The 20,448-nt window shown below is 63.7% G+C and carries 20 protein-coding genes; 11 read left to right on the forward strand and 9 right to left on the reverse strand.

The features are described from left to right. Nucleotides 1-2 precede the first annotated feature (2 nt). A complete protein-coding gene (locus THIMADRAFT_RS12050) occupies nucleotides 3-497 on the reverse strand; it encodes an outer membrane protein assembly factor BamE (protein WP_040731124.1) in 495 nt (164 codons plus the stop codon). Between the two features lie 140 nt (nucleotides 498-637). On the opposite strand from THIMADRAFT_RS12050, the gene fur reads away from it, so the two are divergent. Continuing rightward, nucleotides 638-1,060, forward strand: a complete 423-nt coding sequence (gene fur / locus THIMADRAFT_RS12055) for a ferric iron uptake transcriptional regulator (RefSeq protein ID WP_007193319.1) — start codon at nucleotides 638-640, stop codon at nucleotides 1,058-1,060. Between the two features lie 119 nt (nucleotides 1,061-1,179). Here fur and mfd read toward each other — a convergent pair whose 3' ends face one another. Continuing rightward, on the reverse strand, nucleotides 1,180-4,662 hold the full coding sequence (mfd, locus tag THIMADRAFT_RS12060; protein ID WP_007193320.1) for a transcription-repair coupling factor: 3,483 nt from the start codon (nucleotides 4,660-4,662) through the stop codon (nucleotides 1,180-1,182). Nucleotides 4,663-5,289: 627 nt separating this feature from the next. Here mfd and THIMADRAFT_RS12070 point away from each other — a divergent pair. The 4 genes from THIMADRAFT_RS12070 to THIMADRAFT_RS12085 are packed head-to-tail and all read left to right on the forward strand — an operon-like array spanning nucleotide 5,290 to nucleotide 10,409. Next, a complete protein-coding gene (locus tag THIMADRAFT_RS12070) occupies nucleotides 5,290-6,300 on the forward strand; it encodes an ABC transporter substrate-binding protein (RefSeq protein ID WP_007193322.1) in 1,011 nt (336 codons plus the stop codon). Then, nucleotides 6,297-7,844, forward strand: coding sequence for a sensor histidine kinase (locus tag THIMADRAFT_RS27450; protein ID WP_007193323.1), 1,548 nt, complete (start codon nucleotides 6,297-6,299; stop codon nucleotides 7,842-7,844). The genes THIMADRAFT_RS12070 and THIMADRAFT_RS27450 overlap by 4 nt, the downstream gene beginning before the upstream one ends. Next, the gene (locus tag THIMADRAFT_RS12080) at nucleotides 7,841-8,275 is read left to right on the forward strand and encodes a response regulator (RefSeq protein ID WP_007193324.1); all 435 of its coding nucleotides are present in this window, start codon (nucleotides 7,841-7,843) and stop codon (nucleotides 8,273-8,275) included. The genes THIMADRAFT_RS27450 and THIMADRAFT_RS12080 overlap by 4 nt, the downstream gene beginning before the upstream one ends. A gap of 16 nt (nucleotides 8,276-8,291) precedes the next feature. Beyond that, a complete protein-coding gene (locus THIMADRAFT_RS12085) occupies nucleotides 8,292-10,409 on the forward strand; it encodes a putative bifunctional diguanylate cyclase/phosphodiesterase (RefSeq protein ID WP_007193325.1) in 2,118 nt (705 codons plus the stop codon). A gap of 158 nt (nucleotides 10,410-10,567) precedes the next feature. Here THIMADRAFT_RS12085 and THIMADRAFT_RS12090 read toward each other — a convergent pair whose 3' ends face one another. Then, nucleotides 10,568-12,274: a winged helix-turn-helix domain-containing protein gene (locus THIMADRAFT_RS12090; protein ID WP_007193326.1), complete on the reverse strand. Its 1,707-nt coding sequence runs from the start codon at nucleotides 12,272-12,274 to the stop codon at nucleotides 10,568-10,570. 261 nt (nucleotides 12,275-12,535) lie between these two features. Between THIMADRAFT_RS12090 and THIMADRAFT_RS12095 the strand changes: the two genes are divergently transcribed. Further along, a complete protein-coding gene (locus tag THIMADRAFT_RS12095) occupies nucleotides 12,536-12,859 on the forward strand; it encodes a hypothetical protein (protein ID WP_007193327.1) in 324 nt (107 codons plus the stop codon). A gap of 19 nt (nucleotides 12,860-12,878) precedes the next feature. On the opposite strand, the gene THIMADRAFT_RS24740 is transcribed toward THIMADRAFT_RS12095, so the two are convergent. After that, entirely contained in the window at nucleotides 12,879-13,229 is a 351-nt protein-coding gene (locus THIMADRAFT_RS24740; protein WP_050799561.1) for a hypothetical protein, read from the reverse strand. Then, nucleotides 13,223-13,456 carry a hypothetical protein gene (locus THIMADRAFT_RS24745; protein WP_139052806.1) on the reverse strand — a complete coding sequence of 78 codons (234 nt, stop codon included), beginning with the start codon at nucleotides 13,454-13,456 and terminating at the stop codon, nucleotides 13,223-13,225. The genes THIMADRAFT_RS24740 and THIMADRAFT_RS24745 overlap by 7 nt, the downstream gene beginning before the upstream one ends. Nucleotides 13,457-13,488: 32 nt before the next feature. Here THIMADRAFT_RS24745 and THIMADRAFT_RS12105 point away from each other — a divergent pair, with 32 nt between their 5' ends. Beyond that, complete coding sequence (locus tag THIMADRAFT_RS12105; RefSeq protein ID WP_007193329.1) at nucleotides 13,489-13,866, forward strand: tyrosine-type recombinase/integrase; 378 nt, start codon at nucleotides 13,489-13,491, stop codon at nucleotides 13,864-13,866. Here THIMADRAFT_RS12105 and THIMADRAFT_RS12110 read toward each other — a convergent pair. Next, nucleotides 13,849-14,880, reverse strand: a complete 1,032-nt coding sequence (locus tag THIMADRAFT_RS12110; RefSeq protein WP_007193330.1) for an Rpn family recombination-promoting nuclease/putative transposase — start codon at nucleotides 14,878-14,880, stop codon at nucleotides 13,849-13,851. The two genes, THIMADRAFT_RS12105 and THIMADRAFT_RS12110, sit on opposite strands and share 18 nt — an antisense overlap. A gap of 856 nt (nucleotides 14,881-15,736) precedes the next feature. Between THIMADRAFT_RS12110 and THIMADRAFT_RS12115 the strand changes: the two genes are divergently transcribed. Continuing rightward, entirely contained in the window at nucleotides 15,737-17,023 is a 1,287-nt protein-coding gene (locus THIMADRAFT_RS12115; RefSeq protein WP_007193331.1) for a tyrosine-type recombinase/integrase, read from the forward strand. Between the two features lie 606 nt (nucleotides 17,024-17,629). On the opposite strand, the gene THIMADRAFT_RS12120 is transcribed toward THIMADRAFT_RS12115, so the two are convergent. The 3 genes from THIMADRAFT_RS12120 to THIMADRAFT_RS24750 form a co-directional block, all read right to left on the reverse strand. After that, the gene (locus tag THIMADRAFT_RS12120) at nucleotides 17,630-17,950 is read right to left on the reverse strand and encodes a helix-turn-helix transcriptional regulator (protein ID WP_007193332.1); all 321 of its coding nucleotides are present in this window, start codon (nucleotides 17,948-17,950) and stop codon (nucleotides 17,630-17,632) included. 121 nt (nucleotides 17,951-18,071) lie between these two features. Continuing rightward, nucleotides 18,072-18,671, reverse strand: coding sequence for a FlhC family transcriptional regulator (locus THIMADRAFT_RS12125; protein ID WP_007193333.1), 600 nt, complete (start codon nucleotides 18,669-18,671; stop codon nucleotides 18,072-18,074). Further along, nucleotides 18,668-19,024 carry a flagellar transcriptional regulator FlhD gene (locus THIMADRAFT_RS24750; protein ID WP_007193334.1) on the reverse strand — a complete coding sequence of 119 codons (357 nt, stop codon included), beginning with the start codon at nucleotides 19,022-19,024 and terminating at the stop codon, nucleotides 18,668-18,670. The genes THIMADRAFT_RS12125 and THIMADRAFT_RS24750 overlap by 4 nt, the downstream gene beginning before the upstream one ends. A 141-nt stretch (nucleotides 19,025-19,165) precedes the next feature. On the opposite strand from THIMADRAFT_RS24750, the gene THIMADRAFT_RS24755 reads away from it, so the two are divergent. From THIMADRAFT_RS24755 to THIMADRAFT_RS27125, 3 genes are all read left to right on the forward strand, one after another. Beyond that, nucleotides 19,166-19,630, forward strand: coding sequence for a helix-turn-helix domain-containing protein (locus THIMADRAFT_RS24755; protein WP_007193335.1), 465 nt, complete (start codon nucleotides 19,166-19,168; stop codon nucleotides 19,628-19,630). A 152-nt stretch (nucleotides 19,631-19,782) separates the two neighbouring features. Next, nucleotides 19,783-19,992: a hypothetical protein gene (locus tag THIMADRAFT_RS12140; RefSeq protein ID WP_007193336.1), complete on the forward strand. Its 210-nt coding sequence runs from the start codon at nucleotides 19,783-19,785 to the stop codon at nucleotides 19,990-19,992. A gap of 51 nt (nucleotides 19,993-20,043) precedes the next feature. After that, nucleotides 20,044-20,184, forward strand: a complete 141-nt coding sequence (locus THIMADRAFT_RS27125) for a hypothetical protein (RefSeq protein WP_158308378.1) — start codon at nucleotides 20,044-20,046, stop codon at nucleotides 20,182-20,184. Nucleotides 20,185-20,448: the final 264 nt, after the last annotated feature.

The following is a 20,448-nucleotide window of genomic DNA, read 5'->3' on the forward strand; positions in this document are numbered from 1 at the left end:
CTCTAGTCCTTCGGCTCTAGGCCGATCGTTTCCAAGCCGCGTTTGAGCAGCCCTTTGCGTTCCCGATAATCGGGGACGGAGACGACCATTTCCTGCGGCTCCCTTGCCTGCGCGCGCGCGGGATTCGGGCGAATGTCCCCCTCGATACGCGCAAGGCTATCATCTTCCTGAAAATACAGAGTGAGATAGCGGATCTCCATGGGATCGTGCCCACGCTGGATGGTATAGGTGTAGTCCCAGCGATCGGTCTGGAAGAAGTCCGTGAGCAAGGGTGTCCCGAGCAGGAACTGGACCTGGCGCTTGTTCATCCCGAGCTCCAGGCGATCGACCATCTCTTCGGTGATGATATTGCCTTGTTGCACCGTCATCTTGTAGACAAACGGGAGCTCTTCCAGGACAGAGCCCCGGTACTCCTCGGGCTTTTTGTCACGGGAGCAGCCGGCCGTTGCGAGCGCGACCAGGCAGCCGAGAATCGAGATATAAACCAACTTTCGCATGTCTAGAAAACAGCGCGTTTGCATTGAACCCAGGCATGATACAGCAGCGTCCCGATCCGATCATCGGGACGATGAATCAGAAGACGAATCGGGCAGGCCCGCGCACGGCGCGGGACCGGCCTTAGACGGGGAGATGGGATTTGGAAATCGAGCAGATCAAACAGGCAGGTCTCAAGGTCACCGCACCGCGGGTTGCAATCCTTGCCATTCTCGAGAACTGCGGCAAGCGCCACCTGAGTGCCGAGGATGTCTACAAGGAGCTCCTCAACAACGGCGAGGAGATCGGGCTAGCGACCGTCTACCGCGTCTTGACACAGTTCGAAGGGGCTGGCCTCGTGTGCCGGCGCCACTTCGAGACCGGGCAGTCGGTCTTCGAGCTCAACAGCGGCGACCACCACGACCATCTGGTGTGCATCAAGTGCGGCAAGGTCGTGGAGTTTTGCGACCCGATCATCGAGGAGCGCCAATCCAAGATCGCCGAGGAGCGCAACTTCCGGATCGAAGATCACTCGCTCGTGATCTACGGGATCTGCGCGGAGTGCGAGAAGACGAAGAAGCGGTGAGGCGGAGGTATTCGTGCCTCCTGCCTTCAGCCTCGAGCGGCGCCGAGCTCAACGGGCTGTCGCGCCCGCCGTGCGGGTTTCATCGGCGTTCTTGTCGAGGCGAGGATCCCTTGCGGTTCTCATGCGATCAATTGCGCAACCACCGCGTTGATCTCCTTTAGCCGGCGCTGCGGCTCGGCCATGTCCCGGTAGAATCGCAGCTTGTCGCTGCCGTCGAGCTTGAATTCCTTTGGTTTTTGCTGAATCAGGCGGATCAGATTTCCGGGGTCGATGCTGGGTGTCTCGTCGAAGAGGATTCGCCCGCTCGCCGGCCCCGCTTCGATCTTGCGGATGCCGTACGGCTGGACCTTCAGCTTCAGCTCGGTGATCTCGAGCAGGTTCTTGGCCGGCTCGGGCAAGAGGCCGAAGCGATCGATCATCTCCACCTGCAGCTCCCGCAGATCGCCGGCCGTGGCGGCACTCGCAATCCGCTTGTACATCACGAGCCGCGCGTGCACGTCGGGCAGATAGTCGCTCGGCAGCAATGCCGGTACGCCGAGGTCGATCTCGGCGCCGTGGCTGAGCGGCCGGTCGAGCTCGGGCGTGCGACCGGCCTTGAGCGCTTGCACCGCACGCTCTAAAAGATCCATGTACAGCGAGAATCCGACCTCGTGGATCTGACCGGATTGCTCGTCGCCGAGCAGCTCGCCCGCGCCGCGGATCTCGAGATCATGGGTCGCGAGCGTGAAGCCGGCGCCCAGATCCTCCATGGACTCGATCGCCTCCAAGCGCTTCTTCGCATCCGCCGTCATGGCCTTGGTCGGCGGCGTGATCAGATAGGCATAGGCGCGATGGTGCGAGCGTCCGACCCGTCCGCGCAGCTGGTGCAGCTGCGCCAGACCGAGCTTGTCCGCCCGATTGATGAGGATGGTGTTGGCGCTCGGAACGTCGATGCCGCTCTCGATGATGGTGGTGCAGACCAGCAGGTTGAAGCGCTGGTGATAGAAATCACGCATCACCCGCTCGAGGTCGCGCTCGCGCATCTGTCCATGCGCGACCTGTACGCGCGCCTCCGGAATCAGGGCCTCGAGCTTCTGCGCCTGGTTCTCGATCGTCTCCACCTCGTTGTGCAGGAAATAGACCTGACCGCCGCGCTTGAGCTCGCGCAGCACCGCCTCCTGAATCAGCCCGTCGTTCCAGGGGCTGACGAAGGTCTTGATCGGATGACGCTCCACAGGCGGCGTGGCGATGATGGACAGATCCCGCAGGCCGGACATGGCCATGTTGAGCGTGCGCGGAATCGGCGTGGCCGTGAGCGTAAGGACATCGACCTCGCTGCGCAGGTTTTTGAGCTGCTCCTTGTGGCGCACCCCGAAACGGTGCTCCTCGTCGATGATCGCCAGTCCCAGATTCTTGAACTTCAGGTTGGGTTGCAGCAGCTTGTGGGTCCCGACCAGGATGTCGACCGTCCCGTCGGCGAGTCCCTCCATCACCTTCTTTTGCTCCTTGGCCGTGCGGAACCGCGACAGGCTCTCGATCTTGATCGGCCAGTCGGCGAAGCGGTCGGAGAAGTTCTCGAAATGCTGTTGGGCGAGCAGGGTGGTCGGCACCAGTACCGCGACCTGCCGTCCGCCCTGCACGGCCATGAAGGCCGCCCGCATGGCGACCTCGGTCTTGCCGAAGCCGACATCGCCGCAGACCACCCGATCCATCGGCTTGGGGTCTTCCATGTCGGCGATCACGCCCTCGATGGCGCGCAGCTGATCCGGCGTCTCCTCGAAGGGGAAGGCCGCGGCGAAGGCGGCATAGTCGTCGCCCGGCGCCGGGCAGGCCACGCCCTCGCGGGCGGCACGCCGAGCGTAGATATCGAGCAACTCGGCGGCCACGTCGTGCGCCTTCTGCGCGGCCTTGCGTTTGATCCGGTCCCACTGCTCGCCGCCGAGTCGGTGCAGGGGCGCGTTCTCGGGCGACGCGCCCGTGTAGCGCGAGATCAGATGCAGCGAGCTGACCGGGACATAGAGCTTGTCGCCGTTGGCATATTCGAGCGCGAGGAACTCGGTGGTCATGCCGCCGACCTGCAGGGTCTGTAGCCCCAGATAACGCCCGACGCCGTGCTCTTCGTGGACGACCGGCGCACCTTCGGTCAGCTCGGTGAGGTTGCGCACGATGGCGTCGCTGTCGCGCTCGCGCGCTCGGCGCCGCCGTTCCTGGCGCACCCGCTCGCCGTAGAGCTGAGTTTCGGTCACCAGGGCGATGCCGCGGTCTTCCAGCAGCAGTCCGCGCTCCAGCGGGGCGACGGTCAACGCCAGGTCGAGATCGCCGTCGATGAAGGCTTGCCAGCCATCGACCTGACGGGCGCGGATGTTGAACCCGGCCAAGTGCTCGGCGAGCATCTCGCGTCGCCCCGTACTCTCGGCGACGAACAGGACCCGACGCTCGGGCGCGCTCAGAAAGTCCTGCAAGGCTTGCGCAGGATGCGTCGCGCGCGCCTGGATGGCGAGCGGGGGCAGGGTGGTGGTCGCGAAGTTGTGGAACGCCGCATACCCCTTGCGCCGATCCGCCACCTCGGGTGACTGATAGAGGACGCCCGAGAGCCGGTTGAGCGCCCCGGTCATCTCGTCGGGATGCAGATAGAGCTTGGCCGGCGGCAGGAGGGGACGTTCGATGTCGTAACGACGCTGCTCGTAGCGCTGAGCGACGCCTGCGATGAAGGTCGTCGCAGTCTCGCGACAGGCATCGGACTCCAGGGCCAGGACGCCTGCGGGCAGATAGTCGAAGAGGGTCGCGGTCGTCTCGAAAAAGAGCGGCAGATAGTATTCCAACCCGCCCGGCGTGCGCCCCTCCGACACCTCGCGATAGATCAGGCTGGCTTGCGGGTCGCCCTCGAAGCTCGCCCGATAGCGCTGGCGAAACCCCGAGATCGCCTCCTCGGTCAGCGGGAACTCGCGCGCCGGGAGCATCCGAACCTGCTCGAGCTTCTCCTGAGAGCGCTGCGTCTCCGGGTCGAAGGTGCGGATGGTCTCGATCTCCTGATCGAAGAGATCGATACGCAGCGGGACCTCGCTGCCCATCGGGAAGACGTCGAGCAGCGATCCGCGCACCGCATACTCGCCGTGACCGATGACCTGGGAGACACAGGAGTAGCCGGCACGCTCCAGGCGGCGACGGGTCGCGTCTAGGTCCAGCCGATCCCCGACCGCGAGCACCAGGGACTGCCCGTCCACGTACTCGCGCGGCGGCAAGCGTTGCATCAGGGTGCCGACCGGGACGACCAAGACACCTTTCTCGAGCCCCGGCAAGCTGTGCAGCGTCAACAGGCGTTCAGAGACCAGCTCCGGAAGCGGGGAGAAGACGTCGTAGGGCAGAGTCTCCCAGTCCGGAAAGCCCAGCAGCGCAAGCCCGCTCCCTGCCAGAAAGAATCCGAGCTCGGCGCGAAGATGGGCAGCGGCTTGGACATCCGGCACGACAGCCAGGATGAGTCCCTCATGCGCGCGGGCGGCCTCCGCGATCGCGAGCGCGACGCTTGCGCCGTGCAGTCGCCCCCACAGCAGGCGTTCGCCGGGTCGACCGGGCAGCGGCGGACCGAGCGGAGACGGCATCTTCTTCAGGGCCACCGGGTGCATGGACGGCATTACCTCGCGACGACGACAAGGCGGGGATTCTCGCACAGCGTCGCCGCGGTTGCAGTGCACTCGCTCGGTGTCGGTGCCTTTGAGTTCGTCTCCGCCCGCGACCCGGATCAGGCATCAATGTCGCGCTGCTCGGGCCGGAGGCATTGCTCAGCCGCGCCCCGCTCGGCGTCCGCGCCTGGCTGTGCGAGCACCGTCCCGATCGCATCCTCTTCGTCTGCGAGGACGAGTCCGAGTTGCATGTTCTCCCGGTATCTCTGGACGAAAACGCGGCATTTCGGTCGGTATTGTGGGATGAGCCGCGAACGAGAAGCGATGTCCGTTCCCCTGAGCCGGCTCGCGTTGTCCGAGCGCATGCAGGTTGAACTCTATTGGGTTGTTGAAGGTCCTCGGTAGGCTCCTGGTAAGAGCGAACCGGGGGTCCGGCCGCCGACGCCCATCTCGATGTCCAGATCCCCGCTAGGCATCGGAGCGCCTCGCTCTTCCCGACTCCCCTCGTCCCGATCGCATGCCTGGAGCGAGGCGGTCTTGCGCGCGGTGTCGATGCGATCCGGCGAGCATCAAGCCTCGCTCTCATATACTCTTACCTTTAGCCGACCCTCCGAGCTTGGGAGACGCATCATGACCGTCAACCTTGCACGCCATATCGCCCCGACCGCAGTCGCCTTGGCCATGCTGATTGCAGCCCTCGTGGCTTGGCGAAATTGGTCGCCGCCCGCGCCCGCCGAGCCCCTGACGCTGGCGGTCGCTGCCAGTGCGCTGGGGGCACCATTATTGGTGGCGGACCGGCAGGGGTTTTTGGCCGCGGAGGGGGTGCAGTCGAACCTGCTGCACTACCCGACCGGCAAGTCAGCCCTGGATGCGATGTTGAACGGGGAGGCGGAGGTTGCCACCGTCGCCGAGACCCCGATCATGTTCGCCGGTCTGGCGGGGAAGCCATTGCGTGTCATCGCCAATATCTCCTCCAGCACCGAGCACGCGGTGGTCGCACGCGCCGATCGAGGCATCCGCGAGCGGAGCGACTTGCGTGGACGGCGTATCGGGGTCGCGCTCGGCACCACAGCCCACTATTTCATCCATGCCCTCCTGACGGATCAGGGACTCGACGAGTCTGCTGTCGAGCTGGTCGATCTGCCCGTCCGGGAACAGGCGGAGGCACTCGCAGCGGGCCGCGTCGATGCAGTGGCGACCTTTCCGCCCTATTCGACCGAGTGTCGGCGGGCGTTGGGGGAGCGGGCACGAATCTTCCCTGCGGGCATTCGCTACGCCGGCTATGGGAGCCTGGTCGTGGCACCGGACCTGGTTGAACGTCGGCCCGAAGTGCTCGCGCGTCTGCTGCGCGCGGTCGATCACGCAATTGGCTGGATGCGCGCCAATCCGGAGGAGGCCCGCGCGATCGCCGCCGAGGCGATCGGTATCGACTCAACGGTACTGGAGGAAACCTGGGACTCGAGCCGCCTCGGTTTGGAGCTGGGCCAGGGTTTCCTTGTCCTCTTGAACGCCGAGGCGCGCTGGGCCATCGCTGCCGGACTCGTACCGGGCGCCGCGGTGCCGAACTATCTCGACCTTATCGATACCTCCGCCCTTGCGCGGCTGCGCCCGGATGTCGTCACACTGATCCAGTTGCGATGACCCTTCGCCGCCGCGCCCAGCTGATCGCCCTTGTGTCCGCGCTGATCTTTCTGGCGCTGCTCACGGTGTTGGTCGTCAGCCACCGGGACTGGAGCCAGTCCGCACGGAATCTGGCGTTGACGAATGCGTTGAGCTTGGAGATCGTCCAACTGCGCACGGCGCTCTTCGGCTATCTTTTGCAACCGGCGGAGCAGCCCCGCGCCTTAGTGGATGCCCAATTCGAGAACATCAGCGAGTTGCTGACACCCGAAGCCTTGTCAGTCGCCGCGATGATCCGCCGCAACGAACGGACCCGCCATGCCTGGGAGGAGGTGCGCCGGCTCGCCGACGAGATGCGGACACTGATCGCCGACCTGGTAAGCTCCGGGCGCGAGCCGCGCTTTGCCGAGCGCGACGAACGTACAACGAATCTGATCGTGGTTAACAGCCATAATCTGATCCTGCTCATGGGACAGATTCAGTTTCAGGCCAATGCGCGGATGCTCTCGGCAAGCAAGCGGACCAATCTGGCCCTTGGTCTTCTGCTGGTCGGCGTGTCCGGGCTGGGTTTCGGCATCTTTTTGACCCTCCAGCGTACCATCCTGAATCCCGTGCAAGCCTTGCGCGAAGCCGCGCTGAGGGTCAGCAGGGGCGCGCTTGACCAGCGCATGCGAAGCCCGCGGCGAGACGAGCTGGGTGATCTCGCAGACGCCTTCGATGCCATGCTGGACCGGCTCCAGGAGACCACGGTCTCGCGCGCGCGCCTGGAGACCGAGATCGTGGAGCGCCAGCGCGCGCAGGCCGAGATTCAGCGTCTTAATGCCGGCCTGGAGGAACGTGTACGCCGACGTACGGCGGAGTTGTCCGCCGCCAATCAGGAGCTGGAGTCCTTCGCCTATGCGGTTTCGCACGACCTGCGCGCACCGCTGCGGGCGTTGAGCGGTTTTAGTCAGGCCCTGATGGAGGACTATGGCGAGCGTCTGGACGGCGAGGCACTGGACGACCTTCAGCAGATCGACATTGCCAGTCGACGCATGGGCGAGCTGATCGACGGCATCTTGACCCTGTCGCGCAGCACCCGCGGCGAGCTGCGGCGAGAGCCGGTCGATCTGAGCGCGCTCGCCCGACACCGGCTCGAGGAGCTGGCGGCGGCCGAGCCGCAGCGCCTGGTTGCCCGGGAGGTCGAGCCGGGGATGGTTGTGCCGGGCGATCCGACCATGCTGGAGGCGGTTATGGTGAACCTGATCGACAACGCCTGGAAGTACACCGGCAGGACACATGACGCGATCATTCGGGTCTATTCTATGGAGAGGGAGGGGAAGCGCTGGAGCTGCGTAACCGACAATGGCGCCGGTTTCGACATGGCTTACTCCGAACGTCTTTTCAAGGCGTTCCAGCGCCTGCACCGGCAGGAGGAATTCGTCGGAATCGGCATCGGACTCGCCACGGTGCAGCGTATCGTCCACCGTCACGGCGGCGTCGTCGTGGCCGAGGGCGCGCCGGGCCAGGGCGCCACCTTTCGCTTTACGCTGCCCGCGGCCGCGAGCGAGGAACCGACAGGATGAAACATCGCGCGATTCTCATCGTGGAAGACAACCCTCAGGACGAGCGTTTGATGCTCCGCTCCCTGCGCAAAGCGATGCTGGCCAACACCCTCGACGTCGTGCGCGACGGCCAGCAGGCCCTGGATTATCTGTTCGCCGAGGGCGAGTTCGCCGCCCGTGACGGGGAGTTGCCGGCGGTGGTGCTGCTCGACATCGGGCTACCCCGGCTCTCCGGGTTGGAGGTTCTTGAGCGTCTGCGTGCGGACCCGCGCACCCGCCTGCTGCCGGTGGTGATCCTGACCTCATCGGACGAGGAGAGCGATCGGCTGCGCAGTTACGCGAGCGGAGCGAATAGCTTCGTGCGTAAGCCGCTGGAATTCGCCGCCTTTGCCGAAACCGTCGCCCACCTGGGCAATTACTGGCTTCTGATCAACGACCCTCCTGAATCCTGAGCATGGACCCGCCAAAATGAACGCATCGCAAAGCGCGCCGTTCAGACTGCTTGCCATCGAGGACAACCCTGCGGATTTCCGGCTGCTTGTCCGCCAGCTGCGAAAGGATGGCTTGGCGGCCGATTGCACCCGGGTCGCAAGCAACGAGGAGCTGGATGCAGCCTTGGAGGCGGGAACCTGGACGCTCGCACTGGCTGACTACCAGATCCCCGGCATGGACTTCGAGTCGACCCTGTCGCGGATACGCGCGCGTTGCCCGGACCTGCCGATCATCCTGGTCTCCGGCACGGTGGGCGAGGAACGGGCCGTGGAACTGATGCATTGCGGGGTGGGGGATTTTGTCCTGAAGGATCACCTGATACGCATGGTTCCGGCGATCGAGCGCTGTCTGCGCGAGGCAGATGAACAACGCGCGCGCAGGGAGGCCGAAGCGGCGCTGCGCGAGAGCGAGGAGAAATACCGCATCCTCGCCGAGTATTCGCCCAATTGGGAATACTGGATGGCGCCGGATGGCGCCTACCGGTACGTCTCGCCCGCCTGTCGGGAGGTGTCGGGCTTTGCACCGGCCGATTTCTTCGCCGATTCCGGCCTCATGGAGTCGATCATCCACCCGGACGACCTAAACGCCTGGCGAGTGCATCGCGATGAACCTACCGGCGACGATACCGTCCCCTTGAGTTTCCGCATCCGGACGCGCGATGGCGACGAGCGTTGGCTCGAGCACGTCTGTAAGCCGGTTCTCGACGAAGCGGGCCGCTTCCTGGGTCGGCGGGGTTCCCATCGAGACGTCACCGAACGTCGCTGCGCCGAACAGAAGGTCGATTTCCTGACCCATCGCGATCCCTTGACCGGCTTGCCCAATCGCTCGCTGTTCCATGAGCTGCTGACCCGCGCGATTGCGCATGCCGAACGCAGCGGCACCGAGCTCGCGCTGCTGTTTCTTGACCTCGACAACTTCAAGACAGTCAATGAAAGCCTCGGTCATAGCCGGGGCGATCAGCTGCTGATCGCCGTGAGCCAGCGTCTCCGCGATGCGCTACCCGACGGCAACGCGCTGGCGCGCGTCGGCGGCGACGAGTTCAACCTGATCTTGGAGCACAGCGCGAGACCGCCGGGTATCGATCTGCTCGCGCAAGACCTGATCGACGCCCTTGACGCACCCTTTTTGATCGACGGACATCCCGTCTATATCGGTGTCACCATCGGCATCGCGCTCTATCCCGCCGACGGCGCGGCGATCGAAACCCTGCAGAGCAGCGCCGACGCGGCGCTTAATCGGGCCAAACAGGACGGGCGGGGCATCCTGCGTTTCTTTTCGCCTGAGTTGACCGCACGAGCGAAGGCTCGCCTCGCGCTCGAGGTCGAGCTGCGACATGCCATCGAGGGCGATGAATTACTCCTTTATTATCAACCGCAGACCGATCTGGCGAGCGGAGAGACCGTCGGCCTCGAGGCGTTGGTGCGCTGGCGCCACCCCGCGCGGGGCATGATCCAGCCCGGCGACTTCATCCCGCTGGCCGAGGAGAGCGGGTTGGTGGTTCCTCTCGGGGACTGGGTGCTTCTGACGGCCTGCCGCCAGATCAAGGCATGGCTCGACGCCGGGCTGGCGCCGTGCCGAACCGCTGTGAATGTCTCCACCGTCCAGTTGAGCCGGGATCATCTGATCGAGTCGGTCCAGCACGCACTGCGCGAGACGGGGATTCCTCCCGAGCGGCTGGAGTTGGAGATCACCGAGAGCTTTCTGATGGCCGACCGCGAGCACGCCTTCAGGGCGCTGGCCGAGCTACGCGCATTGGGTGTCCGTCTGTCGATCGATGATTTCGGCACCGGTTATTCATCGCTTGCCTATCTGCAGCGTATCGAGATTCACGAGCTGAAGATCGACATCTCCTTTGTGCGCGACGTGACGACGAATCTCAGCAACGCCTCGATCGTCAAGGCGATCATCGCGCTCGGTCATAGCCTCGGGTCACAGATCGTCGCCGAAGGCGTCGAAACCCAGGCGCAGGCGGACTATCTGCGTGCACTGCACTGCGACATGATTCAGGGCTACCTGGTCAGTCGGCCATTGCCGGTTGAGGAAACCACGCTGTTTCTGAAACGAATCGGCGCGACGTGCCGAGACGCGAGCTGAGAAACCGCAGCTTGCTGCCGAACCCAACCCTGGCACGCGGGCCGTTCTCGCTGCGCCGGGCGCGGTTTTGTCGCGGGCTTGATGCGAAAACGCCAGTCAATCGGATTGGATGGGGCATGGCTCGAAGATGATGACTACGCAGGTTTCGTCCGTGCCGGTTAAAGTCCCAATCTTGCCAGGGTCGTGACGAGGCGCTGTTGCTGATCCCGGTCCGTCATGGGGTAGGTCTCCAGCCAGGCGTCGGTCGAAAACGCAGGATGAATGGCGCGAATCTCTTCGGCTTCCCACTCCGCGTCCCGGCGCTCTCCGCCGAGCTCGAGGGCAGCCGCGAGAAAGACGCGCACTTCCAGGACCTCGGGATTTCGCATGACCGCTTCACGCAGATTGATCAGGGCCTGGACCTGGTCGTCGATGAAGAAATAGGCCCGTCCGAGAATCATGTAATAGAGATAACCCGCACTCGGATTGCGCTGGATGGCGGCCCTGGCGAGCGGGATCGTCCTTCGAGGCCGGCCGATATAGGTCTCGATACCGCCTTTGAGCGCAAAGGCGTCCGCAAACCCCGGGTCCAGCCGAAGCGCCTGATCGAGGTGGGTCAGTGCCTCTTGGTGGCGACGCTGCTGGACCTTCACATAGCCGAGTGACCAATGGACTTCCGGGATCGTCGGGTCGATCTCCACGGCCGTCTCGGCCATCGTCACCGCTCGCGCGAGCGCGGCTGCTCCGTCGCTGCTCCATTGATTGCGGTACGCGTAGGCATAGGTGAGTGCGAGCCCCGCGTAGGCGCGGGCGAATCCGGGGTCTTTCCTGATCGCTTGTAGGTAGAGATCCCGTGCGCGTCTGTTTTGGTCCTCGCGGCGCACCAGAAGCTGGGACTGTGCGCGCAGGAAGAGGTCGTAGGCCTCGACGGATCGGGTGTAGCGATGCGCGACCCGATCCTTCTCGACCTCGCTCAGTGTCACCAACAGGGCTTTTGCCAATCTGTTCCGAATATCTTGTTGAACCTCGAACAGATTCTCGAACGGTTGGTCGTAGCGTTCGACGGACAATTGGCGACCGCTGATCGCGTCGGTGAGGCGGACCTCCGCGCGGATCCGATCGCCCGAGCGTTGCACGCCGCCCCAGACCTCGTAGCGAATGCCGGCGGATGCGGTCTCGTTGACGTCGGCCGCGGTGTTCCGGCCCCCTAAACCCGTCACGGACAACCCCGAGAGCTGCGACAGGTCGGTGATCAGGTCGGCCGTGAGGCCACGCGCGAGATAGAGCTGGTCCGGATCGTCGCCCAAGACATCGAAAGGCAGGACCAATACACGCGTCACTTCCGGCAGGACGGGATCCGTCGGACCGCTCGAGTCCAATGCCTCGCCGGGTGTACCGCCGGACCCGCCGAGAGGTCGGAGCACCCCGAGATAGAATAGAAACGAAGCCGAGATCGCTACCCCGAGGATGATCACGAGCAGTAGACGTCGCGGTGAGCCAAGCGGTCGCCGGATGCGATCGGACGCCTCGGGTTGCGAGCCCTCGATCGGATCGGCCGGTTCAGCCCTGGCGACAAACCGATAACCCCTTTTGGGCACGGTTTGGATGTACCGCGGGTTGCGGGGATCGTCCCCCAACGCCTGGCGCAACTTGGTGACCGTCTTGGTTACGGCGTCGTAACCGACCAATGCACCGCGCCAAACGTCGCGCTCCAACTCCTCGCGAGAGACCACCTCGCCTGCGCGGCCGGCAAAGTAGACCAGCACATCCATCACCTTGGGCTCGACCCGGACCAGGCGAGTACCCCGACTCAGGAGACCTCCCTTCGGATCGACCGACCAGGGACCGACCCGAAAACCATCCTCTGGCCATGGCACGGGAGACATGCCGGCACCTCCCCGGCTGGGCCTGGATTCCGACGCGGGCGCCGACGCTGCCTCGAGTTTGCTCATGGGTCTGAGTCTAGCCGACGGAGAAACGACGAAGCGCCCGGCGGCGAATCATCCGATTTTCGGCGTCTTTTCGTCCGGACAAGGGGTGCGGATTCGCCTATCCCTTAAGACAACCCCCGCGGTCCGGAGAATCCGGCATTAGGTCGTCGGCCTCGGCTGCGGGATCTGTCGACCACCGGCGAGGAGGACACGACCATGACGAAGCTACCCTTGATTGCATGTCTGTCGTTCGCGACGTTCGAAGGCTTTGCGATGTGCACACCCGATCCACCGGAAATCGGCGACATCGGCCCCGTTTCGGAGCTGGTCTGCCGCGATTTGGAGCAGCGCTTCCCGGATTCAACCACGGCGGTCGAGAATCGAACCATCCGCTCGCCCGAAAAGGTCGAGATCCTGGTCTCGGTCGACGGCGAGCCGATGGTTCTCGGCTATGAGCTTGACGGGTTTGTCTGGGAGGCCGTGCCGTCGCAGGAGGGATCGGAGGAGGGGTATGCGTCGATCGAGAGGAGCGGGCATTAGTTGTCGACGCCGGGGCGCGCTACGTCCCCGGCGTCGGGGGCGGAAAGGCCTTGGCATTGGCTGCGCCGAGTCTGGGATTGCCGCGTTCAGCGACCACGCCGCGAAGGCGTTTCCGCTGTCGCGCATTGTTGCGATAGGCGCCCAGCTCTGCGATCGCCACATGCTCGCTCGCGCGATCCGCATCCCCGACAAACGAGACGAGCCAGTCGAGCGCCGCCTCGCTGCGGTGCAGCGCAGCCGCTCTCAGCGAAAGATGCGCCGCCGCGCCGCGCTTGACGGGCTCGGCGTTCCAACGGGCGCGCACCAAATCCAAGGCACCGTCGAGCCGCGACTCCCCGAGCGCGATGGCGGCGAGGCATTTGATCACCATGCTCGGCGTGACGAGGAAACCGCCCACAACGTCGAGCGCATCTCCCGGGCGACCTGCAAAAGTACGGTAAGACAGTCGCCCGTGACCTCCGGCTCCGGATCGCCGCCGAGCGCCTGGGAGCGCAGCGCCGCCTCGGCCGTCAGGGGTTGGGTGCAGGCAATCGCACGCGCCGCGCCGCTGCGCGCATGCGGCTCCGGGTCGTGGAGCAGGTCGATGAGATGGAACACGGTGCGCGGATCGCTCGTGGCCGCGCTCTCCAATGGGGGATTATCTCTTCCACAGTCGGCAGAGCGGCTCACCGCACTTGTCCGCCCGTCAGTACGCGCGCATCGTCAAGCGATGGATCGGACTCATGGGGGCGGATCCGCAGCACAACGGGACGCACTCGCTGCGTCGGACCAGGGCGACGTTGATCTACCGTCAGACCAAGGATTTGCGCGCCGTCCAGCTGCTGCTTGGACGTCGCGAGATCGAAAGCACCATGCGCCAGTTGGGAGTGGAGGTTGACGACACTCCCGACATTGCAGAGCACATCGAGTGCCGAGGGAAACGTCGCCGCTTAGTCACGACTGAGCGGCGCCGGGAGTTCGGCTTGAGATCCTGCTCCCGGAATCGATCCTCAAATCGGCTGCTCTAGGACCTCTTCCAGGGTCGCACCCTCCAGGACGCGATCGGCCCAGACCTCGAGCTCGGCCTCGCCCGCCTGCTCGAGGCGTGCCTCGGCCCAGGTCGGCAGCGCTCCGAATCGCCGGAGCAACTGCCGGCGCAGCAGCCTTGCCTCTCCCCGGGACAATCCTTCCTTGATCCCTTCCTTGATACCTTGCTGAATGCCTTGCTGAATACCTTGCTGAATACCTTGCTGAATACCTTGCTCCAGTCCCTGTTGTTTCCACTCCTCGGTCCAGGTCTTCACGCGTTCGGCCAACATGGCGCGCATCTCCTGAAGATTGTTGACGTTCGGTAGCTCGGCGCCCGGCACGCGCGCCGGCAGCAGCACGCGCTTGAGCCAGACGACGAAGGCGCGGCGCAGACTGTCCTGCTCGGGTGCGGCGAGCCAATCAATCAGACTCGCCAGGACCCGCTCGATATCCTCGGGCCGGCGGCTGTTCTCGAGCCGGAACAAGGCCGCGGCGACATTGCGCTGTCCCGCCAGCTCGGTATCCGCAAGCCGCTGCTCGTCCAGCAGCAAATAGCGGATCTGCGGCTGCCATCGGCGCAGCTGCTCGGGTAGGTCCGGCTCGATCAAGTCGTCGAGACTGGTCTTGGCCCACCAGGATTTCTCGCCATTGTAGAGGACGATCGGCAGCACCGGAGGCAGCGGACTTCCCGAGGGGATCTCGCCGGCGGCGGCCAGATCCTGATACAGCAGTCCGACATAGGTCAACAGCCGCACCGCCATGAGGCGATCGACGCTCGACTGAAACTCCAGCAGCAAGTAGACGTAGACCCAGCGCTCGCCCCAGCGCAGCCGCCAGATCATGTCGTCCTCGCGCTCGCGAAGGTCGTGGCTGACGCCGATCTCGCTGACGCGCTGTAGGGTCGTGAAGTCCAATTGCTCGACCCAATCCTCGTGCACGAAGCCTCGGATCAAGTCCGCGACCAGATCGCGATGCGAGAACAGGAGCTTGTAGGAAGGATCGTGTTCGGCCATCCGGGAGAGCGGGATAAATGCGTTGTTTCGGAACAATACCCCAAACCGATCCGCATGACAGCGTGGGCGCGAGGCAGATGCCTCGCGAGCGTCGGCACGCCGCCGCTCAGGACAGACCGCTGACGGGCAGGTAGATCCTGATACCGCAAAGTCGCTCGCTCTTCAGAGAGCGACAAGTCACGACTCAGACCTTCCGGACGGAGCTTCAAGATGGGTGGCTGCTCACGCGGCGGAAGGGCAAGGAATGCCGGCGACTCGATTGACAACAGCCCGCGTTCACCAAGTCGAGCAGACGCGTGGCAACCGTCGGTTTACCGCCGGACGCCAGCGTCGGGTCAGCCGCCTCGGAGCCGCCCCCAGATCGATCACCTCCAAGCGGAACGCCCGCGATGTGAAGAAGGCGAGCTGCTCGTCGGCGTTCAGCGCGATGACGCGTGTCCGGGGGCATGACCGGGCGCGCGGGAAGGTTCGGCGCGGGCGATCGCGGCGGGACCGGCAGTGGCCGCAGGACGGTCAAACGCCCGTGGGGTGCGCCGTCGTGCTGACAGGCCGAATCGAGGTCTTGTTCGCGTGCCGAAACCCGGGATGTGACGTCCCGGATCGGCGATCCGTCTGATGTCCGCCAGCAAAAAAAAAGGCTAGCCTAGGCTAACCCTTTCTTCTTAATTGGCGTCCCCACGGGGGTTCGAACCCCGGTTACCGCTGTGAAAGAGTTCTATCTTGGACGTTCCAGGATCTTCTGGGACAACATCAAGCTTCTGATATAGTTTGATATTTTACGTTTTTCATCCCATACTATCCACCGTAATCCCGGAGCATCAGTTACCCGTCAGTTACCCGCCAAGAGTAATGCGCCATGGCACGATCGGTCAGAAGCAATCCTCTCGAAACCCGGACCAACCGCCTTAAACTCGTGATCCGCGACACGCTTCATTTTGTGACGATCGGTGACGGCTTGGCCTTGGGTTACCGTCGCACCATGAAGGGCAACGGGACCTGGCAGGCCAGGTTGTGGACCGGCGAAAAGTATCTGAAGCACACGCTGGGTGAGGCTGATGACTTTATGGAAGCCGATGAGACGAACGTGCTCACGTTCTTCCAAGCTCAAGGCAAGGCAATTGCGTTTGCTCAGGAGGCCCGCAAACCTGATCTACCCAACAGCAAGCCAGTCACCTTGGGCGAGGCGGCGACCGTCTATCTGGCCTGGTACAAGGACCACCGCAAGGCATACCGTGAGACCGAGGCCACGGTGAATGCCCACATCCTGCCGATCTGGGCGGATAAACTGCTCATGGACATCACGACGCCCGAGATCAAACGGTGGCATGAAAAGTTGGCCACTACTCCGGCCCGCAAGCGGAGCAGTAATCGATCTACGAAGACAGCCTATCGGGAACAAGCCACCACTTCGGACGGGAAACGCGCCAGAAGATCTACCGCCAATCGGATCCTGACAGTCTTGAAAGCGATCATGAACAAAGCGTTTCGAGATGGGCTGGTCAGCGACGACACCGCGTGGCGGCGCGTGAAGCCTTTCGAGAACGCCGACGAACCTGTTACCCGATTCTTGAGCACCGCGGAATCCATCCGGCTCATCAATGCATGCCAGCCGCACTTCCGCCAGTTGGTGAAGGCGGCCTTATTCACAGGTTGCCGATACGGAGAACTGACTCGTTTGCTCACGAAGGACGTGAACCTCGATACCGGCTTGGTCTATATCAGCCCCGAGGCCAAGAGCGGTAAGGGTCGTCATGTCCCCCTGCATGCCGAGGGCCTGGATTTCTTCAAGACCAGCATCACGGGAAAGACCGGGAAGGACTGCGTTTTCGTTCGGGAGGATGCCGACCCTTGGGGTAAGAACCACCATGTCCGATTGCTCAAAGCCGCCTGTGCGCAGGCCAAGATCGAACCGGAGATCGGTTTTCACGAGTTGCGCCACACTTACGCAAGTACCCTGGCGCAGATGGGGGTGGATTTGCTCACCATCTCCAAACTGTTGGGTCATGCCGACACCCGCATCACCAGCCGGCATTATGCCCACCTGTGCGACAACACCCTGAAGGCTGCTGTCGCGAAACTGCCTGGTTTCGGCCACCAAGTCGACTCGAAGGTGAAGGCAGTATCGTCAGTATCGTCGAGTTGAACCGGACCGAGGCTGGATGCTCCGAAAGGGCAACAGATCGCTCTGGCTTTCGCCCGTCGCCTTGAACTCCTCGTAAGGCCGAGTCCAGTGTGCGTCCGGGAACGCCTCCTCACCGACTCCCGAAATTCCTGGCGCTTCAGCGTTTCGTAGGTGACATCCTTGTTATAGGAGATACTGGTCGACTTCGAGGGCGAGACGCTCGCCATCGTGATTCACTGGAAGGGTGGCGATCAGACGGAGCTGCTGGTGAAGAAGAACCGCAGCGGACAGCACCGCTCCACAAGCGACACGCAACACTACGGATTAAGAGCGCAGCGATTCGATTCGGCCCCGATTGCCCTCGTTCCTCGTTCGATGACGGATCCGAAGGCGGCTCCTAAACCCTCGTCCCCGGCCTGTGTGCCCATCTCGGCGGATCCTTCGGCGAATGTTGCCGATTGCTCTGTCGCAGGGCCGGGCCGAGACCGGAGAGCGGCGCCGAACTCGATGTGTCCTTGGGCCTCTCGCCTGCGGAATACCACTTGGTTTTGCCGCATCGGCTCGCTGTCGTAGTTCGGCCGAAGTGCAAAGTGAGGCTTTGCTCTGCGAACGCCCCGTCTGCTGGAGTCAGCCCGATCGACGTGACGCCGGCGCCTGCGGTGCGGCGGAGGCCTCCGCCGCGGCGAGCGCGCGTTCATCCGCACCGAGACCGAAGGTCGATCGTTGCGCATGGATTTCTAAGACCAGGGTGCGTAACTCGTCGTCGGTGGCCGCGCGGATCAGCGCGGCGAGTACCGCTTCGATGTCATGCTCGGGCCAGGCAGCCGCGCGTGCACCCAGCGCGATCGGACGTGGAAACAGTCCGGCGGCGATGCGGGCATACACTCGCGAACGGCTGTAGCCGGTGCGCTCGAGCACGGTTCGTAAGCGCAGCACAGAGGTTGGCATGTAACGTCTCCAAATGAAGTAGGCGTTTCGATTGGCGCTTCGGCGCGCCGGGATTGGGCTGAGCGCCAAGATGGATCTAACGGTGATCGCTCGAGTCGCAGGGTGAGCGGGGCGGCCGACGTCAGGGATCTGTTGTCGTGATGTGATCCTCGTGATTCCCGGCCGGAGGTGAATGCACGGCTTCGTCGTGTGGCGGGCGATCAGCCCCATCGCGCGACGGTCGAGACACCTTCAACGCACAGATCGGACAATCCACGACCCGGTGTGAGTACGCCCATGCCACGTAGGGGATCGTGCAGCGCTCGCAGGTGCGGAAGAGCACAAGTCCCGTGGTCAGGTCGCGGGCAATCACCCAGCCATGATTGATGTCGAGGGATGGGCCGAGCGTGCCGGACGCAGCCAGTCTCGCCATCTGCTCCAGATAGATGCGATGTCCCGTGAGCAGCGCCTCGATGTCGATGCTCCGCTGAACCGCCGCGCCGCCGAAGGCGCGGTACAAGCCCGCGAACACCGACGCGTTGGCCTGCCGACGCGCCGAGCCGAGGAGACTGCCGGTGCTCGGCAACTGACCGGGCAAGGGCTTGCAGCCGTGGATCTCGTGGTGCAGTTCGCGCAGCATGGCCGGCCGCAGACCGCTGATCCGCCCCACAAGCGAGGTGCGCATGCCGCGTCGGATCAAAGTAATCGCCAGCTGCGTCCTGGCGTGGTGCTTAAGTCTCATGGCTGCGCGACCTCCTCGGCGGCGAACAGAATCGCCTGCAGCCCCAACCCGAGCGCGGACGGCCCGGTCATCCGAAGACGTTCCTGCAACCAGCACACGCGAAAGCGCGGTCGAAACAACAGCACGCCCGAAGCGGCCAGCTCGCGCAGCATCGCGAGCGAGGCGTGTCGCAGGATCTCCAGCACTTCCCGGTCGAGACCATAGACCAAGACGGCCTTCTCCGCGTCCGAGCGCGCCAGCTCGCGTGCCCCGAGCAGCCACATCAGATTCAGGGTATCGACTTCGCAATCGAGGTCCGGCGCAGGGTCTGACCGGGGTGGCTCCACGTCGGGGGCCGAGGGTGTGTGCATCATCTTCGGTCTCACGGCTGAAAAACATGTTGATGGTGTTATAATCGTGCTAATAAAGCGATATTGTCAAATAAAAAAGCGTATTTGTCGACATGAAAAGCGCTATAAAGCGAATTATCGGCACTCGACTCGGGTGGTATGACCATGACGATAGGCACTCAAAATTCTGTTTTACATAGCGAATCCTTCTGGGATGCGGCCGGATTCGCGACGCGCCTGGCACGCGCCAAGGGGGCGCTGTCCACGAATGCGTTCGCTCAAAAGTGCGGAATTTCCGAGAGCATTTTCCGCAAGTACCTCGCGGGCGCGAGCGTTCCGGGGGCGGACAAGCTGGTCGATATCGCCCGCGTAGCCGGTGTGTCCTTGCTCTGGCTGGCGACCGGACAAGGGCGTGCCGAGGATGGGACGGACGCGAGGGTCCGGGGTCCGGTCGACGTGACTTTGCTGGAAACCCTGCTCGAGGCCGTCGAAGCCGGACTCGACGAGATCGGAGCCACGTTGACGCCGACGAAGAAGGCCAAGCTGGTCGCGGCGCTCTACAGCCTCTATCGCACCAGCGAGGATGTCCGCAAGGCGCCGGTGTTGGAGCTCGTCAGGCTGGCGAGCTGAACGTGACCGAATGCACGGTTCCGCGAATCCGCTCCGGAATGCCGGTTGCACGACGCTTTTTTGCGTTGACGCGGTCGATGCAGTGGGCGAGGATCCGATGTGTTTGATATCAAGTGCATATTTCGGATCACGGGACAGCGGAGGTTTTTTCGATGGTCGACAAGAGTGATGAAATCCGTTCGACAATTCGCGGGATCATGGGCGACAGCGTGCCCAAGCCCAGGCCGTCGGAGCTGGCGATGCCCGCTGTGAGCATCGATTTCGGCGGCATCAATCTCAAGAACGACAATGCGTTCGAGCACATGCATCCGGATCATCGAATCGATCTTCCCGCGATGGCGGCTGCACCGTCGGCGGTTTAGTGTTGCCACCGACAGCAACGTAGCCTGCTGCGGGTGCTCGGCTCGGTGCTGATGTTCGCCGCCATCGCCCCGCTCTACCTGGTGGAGTTCCTGTCGGACATGCCCGACAACATCATTTTGACCATCGGATTCGTGATGCTGGTCTTGAGTCTGATCAGTTTTACGATCGCGACGATGCTCGAATCGTCCTGATCCGAGGGCGGCCGCTCGTGCGCGAGCGGTTATGCCTCTTCGGGAGAACACCGGCCGCTGCCGAGGCATCCCGGTCGTGACAACGGCACCCGCGCAGGCTCGCGTCCCCTCGGCAGGGCCGACCTGCCAGGATCGCGCGGGCGATCGGGCCCTCGGTCCATGCGGTGACGGTGGACCGGCGGCAAACGCCAAGCCCATGCCGGCCGTCAACACCCTGTTCCTCCCCGTCTGTTCGGGTACCGCGCTGCCCCGGCCGGGCGCGCT

The sequence above is a fragment of the Thiocapsa marina 5811 genome (assembly GCF_000223985.1).
Classification (GTDB): Bacteria; Pseudomonadota; Gammaproteobacteria; order Chromatiales; family Chromatiaceae; genus Thiocapsa; species Thiocapsa marina.